The following is a 6,326-nucleotide window of genomic DNA, read 5'->3' on the forward strand; positions in this document are numbered from 1 at the left end:
CGGCCCGGACCGGGAGTGGCTCAGTCGACTTCGTCGGGCCAGACCTCGCGGCCGTAGGTGCGCAATCGTTGCCCGGCGAGTCTCAGCAGGTGGTGGATTTCCGCGGGCGGGGTGGTGGCGTCGAAGCGGGTCATCAGCTCCGCGCTCTCCTCGAGCTGGTTGCGCAGCAGTGTGGTGTCGAGGCCGGTGAGCGAGTTCGCGAGGCGGGCGGCTCTTGCGCAGATCCGCCGGCCGAGGAAGACCAGTCGGGGGCCGCTCGCATCTGCGGGAAGGCGATCGATGTCCCGCAGAAGGGAGGACAGTTCGACGGCGGCGCCGCTCGTCCGGGGCGTATGGGGGAAGGGAAGCACCTGGGCCATGGGGGGCTCTGGTGGTGTCCTCGGCGTTGCGTCGTTGTTCCGGCCGGCCTGCACAGGCAACTCCTCCTCGGCTTTTACGCGTGGGTCGGCGGGGTGGGCGGCACCGCGACCGGGGGAATCGAGCAGTCGGGCCAGTGCGGTGACGAAGGCGGTGCGGGCCGCTGTCCGTGCCGCGTGGTCGTCGCTCCGGTCATGGGCCGCCCGCAGGGTTTCGGCTGCCTGCAGCACCGTCGTGCACTGCTGGTGAAGGACGGCGGCGGCCTCGGTGGGGTCGCCGTCCTGTGCCAGGGCCGCCAGCCTGGTGCACCGATTGACGACGGCGCGCAGGTTGTCGGTGAGCACGGTGTCGAAGCGCGGGTCTGCGCAGCGTGTGCGCAGGTGTCGCAACTTCGATCGGTGGCGCAGCAGTTCGGCACGCAGTGCGGAGGGCAGCAGGTCGGCGTCTTCGTCGGGGACGGCGGGCCGGCTCGCGGCCCGGCCTGGTGGCGGCGCCTGTGCAGAGGGGTGGGGGGTGAACGGTTCTGCCATGGGCCGGAACGCTGCGCAGGCAGAGGCTGCCAGGCGCAGGAACCACCGTTGGTCCTCGGGGGCCTCACTGCGGGTGAGGAACATCAGCGCGCAGGCCTGGAGAGCGAGGAGGTACTGGGGGTGCCAGTCGGGGTGGGGGTAGTCACGGCGCCGGCGCCAGGACTCGGTGGCCGAGCGCAGGAGACGGACGGTGGAGATCAAACCGGCCGGCACCCGGTCCACATCGAGGCCGGTGCCATCTCCGTCCAGGTCCAGGAGGAGGGCCCTCAGCTGGTCGCGTGCCTGCTCGCTCAGGTCGGGAAGGTAGTCGCAGACCAGGCACAGCATGAGATGGACCGGGTCGCGCAGGAGCAGCCCCTCTTCCGTGAAGCGTGACAGGTCGATGAGGCGGAAGGAGTCGGGCTCGAGCGCCGGCTGGTCGGCCACCATGATGTTGCCGGGGTGCAGATCGTAGTGCGCGCGGCCCAGGGCCACTGTGGGTGGTTTCAGACCGGCCAGCGGGGAGGGGTTCGCCAGGGGGGTGGGGTTGGGCAGCGGGCTGGGCCATCCGGGCAGCTGCACATTGGGGTCGTGCACGGCGGAGCCGAGGAGCTGCCGGCAACTGCGGGCGAGTCGGCTGTCGGGAGCGGCCCGGTGGCCCAGAGCCTGCTGGAGGAAGGTGTGCGCGGCCAGCTCCTGGTTCGCCTTGTGATCGGGATTCCACTCCTCGAAGATGGAGCGGATCACGGCGGCGGCCACCTGGGCTTTCCCGGTGCCGGAAGGGACCGTGCTCAGCGGGCTCAGCGGGTAGCGACCACGCTTGTCCAGGGCGACACCCAGGAACATCAGCCAGGTGGTGGTTCCGACCTTGAGCGCCGGATAGACCTGACGGATCAGACGGCGCCGGGGAAAGTCGAAGGCGGACCCGCCCCGGTGGTACTCCGGGCCCGACTGCCATGCCGCCTCGTGGTCGCGGGGCTCGTCGACGGATCCTTCCTCGTCGGCGCAGAGCTTGAGCAGCAGCTTCTGCTGAGGGTGATCGGCATCGCCTTGGTGGTAGACGAAGGCGAGACGGGCTCCGCTGCCGCCGGTAAGTTCTTTGGCGAAGGTAATCCTGCGTCGGCTGTTCTGCCACCGCTCCAGTTCCGCGGCGGCCTGCGCGCCGAAGCACCTCAAGAACTCGTTCATGCCCCCAGTGTGTCCGAATTGGGGCCAGGGCGGCCCCAGTTGTGGTGTGATGCCCGCGGAGAGTGAGCACCAGGGGGATGTTTGGATGGCGAGGACGGGGGCGATACGCCGGGTGCGGCGCGCGGTGGCGCGGGGCAGGCCCGTCAGCGCGCATGCTCTTGAGCAGGCGGTGGCCGAGCACCAACCGGGTTCGGGACCGTTTCGTCTCCGCGGGGCGCGCGTGGTCGGACCGGTGGACCTCTCGCACCGGCAGCTGCAGTTCGGGCTGGTGCTGGTCGAATGCCGGTTTTCCGATCCTGTTGATCTGCGTGGCCTGTCCGCGACTTCACTCGACCTGAGCGGCTCGTGCGTGCCCGCGGTGCTGGCGGACGGTCTCACCGTGGACGGGGACGTCGGGCTGTCGGGGTGTGTCATCGGCACGACTCCCGGTGCGCTCATGGCGCTGGGCACCGAGGCGGCGGCCGTGCGCGACACCGTGCAGCGTCCGCACCGGGTGCCGGAGCCGTCCGCGGAGGCGCCCCTGCGACTGGCGGACGCGCGGATCACCGGCAGTCTTGCGGCAGAGAGGCTGCGGCTGCACTCCAACGGCCTGTGGTCCGTGTTCGCTCCGCGTCTGCGGGTCGACGGCGCCGTGCAGGGGGGCGAGCTCGAGGCCACCGGCGCGGTGTATCTGCGCGATGCCCGCGTGGCGCACGCGGTGTACCTCAATGCGGCGCGGGTGGGCGGGGTCGACGCCACCGGCCTCTCGTGCGGTCGCGGGTTCTACGCCGACTGGGGGTTCCGCTCCCGCGGCCAGGTGCTGCTGCGGGGTGCTGTGGTCGAGTCGGTGGTGACGTTCCACGACGCCACTCTTGCCGCGCCGCGCGGGGAGCTGATCCTCAGCCGGCTGACGGCGTCGCGGCTGCGTCTTGACCTGCGGGCAGCCCCGTCGGGACGCGTCGTGCTGCGGGACGCGACGGTGGGGGCGCTGGTCGACGACGCCGCCACCTGGCCCGCCGCGGGCCGGCTGGACATCGAGGGGCTGGTCTACAGGCGTCTGGGCTCCGTCGCACCGCTGTCGGTGAAGGACCGGCTGGCCTGGCTCGCCTTGGACCAGGAGGCCGGGGTGAGCGTCTTCGAGCAGTTGGCCGCCTCCTACCAGGCGGCGGGCGACGAACGCGCGGTCAGGACGGTGCGGCACGCCCGCGAGCGGCATCTGCGGCGGGGTGACCGGCTCACCGGCCGTGTCTGGGGGGCGGTGCAGGACGTCCTGTTCGGCTACGGTTACGCCCCCCGGCGGGCGCTGCTGTGGTTGCTGGCGCTGGTGGCGGCCGGTTCCGGCTGGTTCTCGATGCACGCGCCGGCCCCGGTGAGCGGGTCCGGGCAGCGGGCCTTCGATCCCGTGCTGTATTGCATGGATTTGCTGATCCCGGTCGTCTCGCTGGGCTATCGTCCGGCCTTTGACCCGGTGGGCTGGGACAAGGCGGTCGCCGTGTTCCTGATCGTGTCGGGGTGGGTGCTGGCCACCGCGGTCATTTCGGGGGCCGGCCGGGCGCTGGGGCGCGGGCCGTGAGGGGCGCCCGAGCCGGTTCTGCGCCCCGCCGTGCGCCCCTTGTGCTGCGGTGCGCCCTCACTTTTTGTCCGGCCGGCCGGGCGGAACCCCTACGGTGCACGGCAGCGTTGTGTGTTCCCCACGCAACGCACGGGGCGCCCACGGAAAGCTGGTGGACGAGCAGTTGAGCTTTTCGGGCTGTATGCGGCACCCGAACCAGGCAGAGGTACGGATGAGCGAGTGCGACGACGAGTACTGGGTCGATCTGGTCCAGGACGAGGACCTGCTGGGAGGCGCGTTCCTGGTCACCCGCTACTACGCGATGACGCTCACCGACTGTGTCGCCCCGCTCGAGGTTGGCTCGCGGATCGTGCTGCGCATGGTCGGCGGAACCGGCACCGACGTCCCCGGTGAGATCGTCGACCTGCGGCCGGATGTCGGTCTCGCACTGATCTCCGTCATCGCCCACCCCAGCCAGTGTCTGCCCACCCCGCGCATGGACCACGCGACCAAGGGCGACGACTGGCGCGCCCCGTACACGCCGCCGCGCGTGCGCCGGCCGCTGCGCGGCACCGTCGACGACGTGGTGCACGATCACCCGGAGCACGGCCCGTGCCGCATCGCCATCCATCTCGCCACCGACACCCCGGTGCACAACCATGCCGCGTTCGGCGGCGGACCGGTCGAACGGATCCTTGACGAACCGGAGCGCTCCCCCCTGGTCGGAGTGCTGATGTCGCCGGCTTCGCCGCGGTTCTCGCACAGCCCGCCCCAGGGTGTGGTCGCCACCTCGATCGACAGCGCGATGGAGGCCTTCCCCGGCCTGTCCGCGCTGGGGCTGGCCACCAGCCTGATCGCCGGGGAGTCGCCCTCCTGCCCGCCCGACACGGTGTTGGTGCCGGCGCACAGTGCCGCGCCGGCACCGCTGGCGCGCGAGGAGACGGCGTCCGAGACCGGCGCGCACGCCGGAGTGCACCTCGAGCCCCCGCCCGAACGTGGCCAAGGGGATTCGAACGGCGCCGTACTGGACATATCACCCACGGCCGGCCTCTCCTGGTCACCGCAGGAGATCAGAGACCCCGTGCTCAGCGCGCTGTGTGCCCGAACAGAAGACTATCTGCGGTTTCTCCACCACCTGAGCGAATCGGAACTGGTCGAATCGCTCGACCTGGAACCGCTGCGCGTACGGTCGGTGGGGGACCTCACGGACGCGCTGCGCGCACTCCAACTGTCCGCCGGCGACGAGGGAGGCGAAGCATGATCAGTTCATACGAGGACGCGGTCACGCACGCCGAGGAGGCCCTGCGGGAGACCCGCCGCACCGGCGTGCCCGATTCGCTGAAAGTGTTCACCGACCGATGCGCCGCCGGGGAAGTGCCGCCCGTCTCCGCCACCAACCTCACCTTCGTCCTGAGACTGGCGTGGCTTCTCTACCAGATGGGCCTCCACACCGCCTCGCACTCCCTGGTGCGGCGTCTGGTGTCCGACCCCCCGCAGGGCTATCCCCCCGGCGGTGACCCCAACCGCTGCGCGGTGCTGCTCACCTGCCTCGGGCACCCGGACGAGGCCCAGAGCCTGCTGACCCGGCTGCACCGCACGGACACGGCGGACAAGGCCGGGGCGGGCACGGGCAGCGAAGCCCGACCGGCACCGGCCGACGCCCCGCGCCCGGCCGGGAAGGCCACCGGCTCCGGCCGGGCGGACTGGGAATCCGTGCGGGCCATGGCCAACCTCGCCGCCATCAGCGCCGGTACACAACAGCCGCGGCAGGCGGCTCACTGGCTGGCCCAGGCCGACCTCCTCCTCGCCGCGGCCACCGAGGCCGCGCCCGTCGAGATCCGCCGGCTCCTGGCGGGGGTACGGGTCTTCCTCGCACGCCGCACACCGTCCGGGCCGTCGCGTACCGCCGCCGCGACCGAGTTCACCCGTGCGTCGCTGGACGCCATCGCAGCGCTGGACCCCCGCGACCCGCAGGGGTACCTGATCGTGGCCCAACTCGCGCTGGCCGCCGTCGAGGACGCCCGCGACGCCCAGGCCGACGACCGTCTGGAACACGCGGCGGGCATATTGGAAGCAGCCAGTCAGCGGCTGTCCGCCATGCTGGGCGCCGACCACCCGCGGGCCCTGGTGGTGCAGGGCAAGCTCGCCGCGGTCCACGTCGAATGCGCGCGGGCGGCCCGCTCCCCGTTACGGCTGCGCAAGGCCACCACCGATCTGGCCTTCATCGGCAGCCGCCTCAACCGGCACGTGGGTGCGCGCCATCCGCAGGCACTCGCCGCGGCCGGCAACCTCGCCGTCGCGCGGCTCGAATGCGCACGCGCCTGCCACGACCGGGCGCAGGCCGACGACATCCTCCAGGACCTGTACCTGCAGTGGCGCAGCATGGCCGCGCTGCTGGGAGACCACCACCCCGTCGTGCAGCTCGTCCAGGCCTCCTACCAGGTCTGCCGGACCCTCACGGAGAAGATCACCGCAAGCCGGGCCGACTACTCCTCCGCCCCCGCCGCCGGATACCCGGCCTCCACGGGAACAGCGCACCTCGCCGGCCCCTCCCCCACCACCCGGTCCGCCACCGCCACCTCCGCACGCGCCGCCCTGAACGCCTCGAGCGCGGCGACCCAGCTGCAGCCCGCACCCACCCTTCAGCCGCAGGTAGCGGTCAACGACATCGGTAACGAGGAAGCCTTCCTCGCAGCGATCGACGAGACGATCAAGTACTTCAACGACGGCGACATCGTCGA

General features: G+C 71.6%; 4 protein-coding genes. 3 read left to right on the plus strand and 1 reads right to left on the minus strand.

The features are described from left to right. Positions 1-20 precede the first annotated feature (20 nt). On the minus strand, positions 21-2,054 hold the full coding sequence (locus ACI2LW_RS28345) for a hypothetical protein (RefSeq protein ID WP_404734079.1): 2,034 nt from the start codon (positions 2,052-2,054) through the stop codon (positions 21-23). 220 nt (positions 2,055-2,274) lie between these two features. Between ACI2LW_RS28345 and ACI2LW_RS28350 the strand changes: the two genes are divergently transcribed. The 3 genes from ACI2LW_RS28350 to ACI2LW_RS28360 all read left to right on the plus strand — a co-directional run. Further along, the gene (locus ACI2LW_RS28350) at positions 2,275-3,606 is read left to right on the plus strand and encodes a hypothetical protein (protein ID WP_404734080.1); all 1,332 of its coding nucleotides are present in this window, start codon (positions 2,275-2,277) and stop codon (positions 3,604-3,606) included. A 151-nt stretch (positions 3,607-3,757) separates the two neighbouring features. After that, positions 3,758-4,846, plus strand: a complete 1,089-nt coding sequence (locus tag ACI2LW_RS28355; protein WP_404734081.1) for a hypothetical protein — start codon at positions 3,758-3,760, stop codon at positions 4,844-4,846. Further along, positions 4,843-6,326 (plus strand): hypothetical protein (locus tag ACI2LW_RS28360; protein WP_404734084.1); only part of this gene is annotated, 1,484 nt, incomplete at its 3' end. The genes ACI2LW_RS28355 and ACI2LW_RS28360, both read left to right, overlap by 4 nt.

It is taken from the genome of Streptomyces sp. NPDC004065 (genome assembly GCF_044903565.1).
Taxonomy (GTDB): domain Bacteria; phylum Actinomycetota; class Actinomycetes; order Streptomycetales; family Streptomycetaceae; genus Streptomyces.

Bases quoted from the DNA above. Each gene is read 5' to 3' on its own strand.
- ACI2LW_RS28345 (WP_404734079.1), bottom strand. From the start codon at position 2,054: ATGAACGAGTTCTTGAGGTGCTTCGGCGCGCAGGCCGCCGCGGAACTG.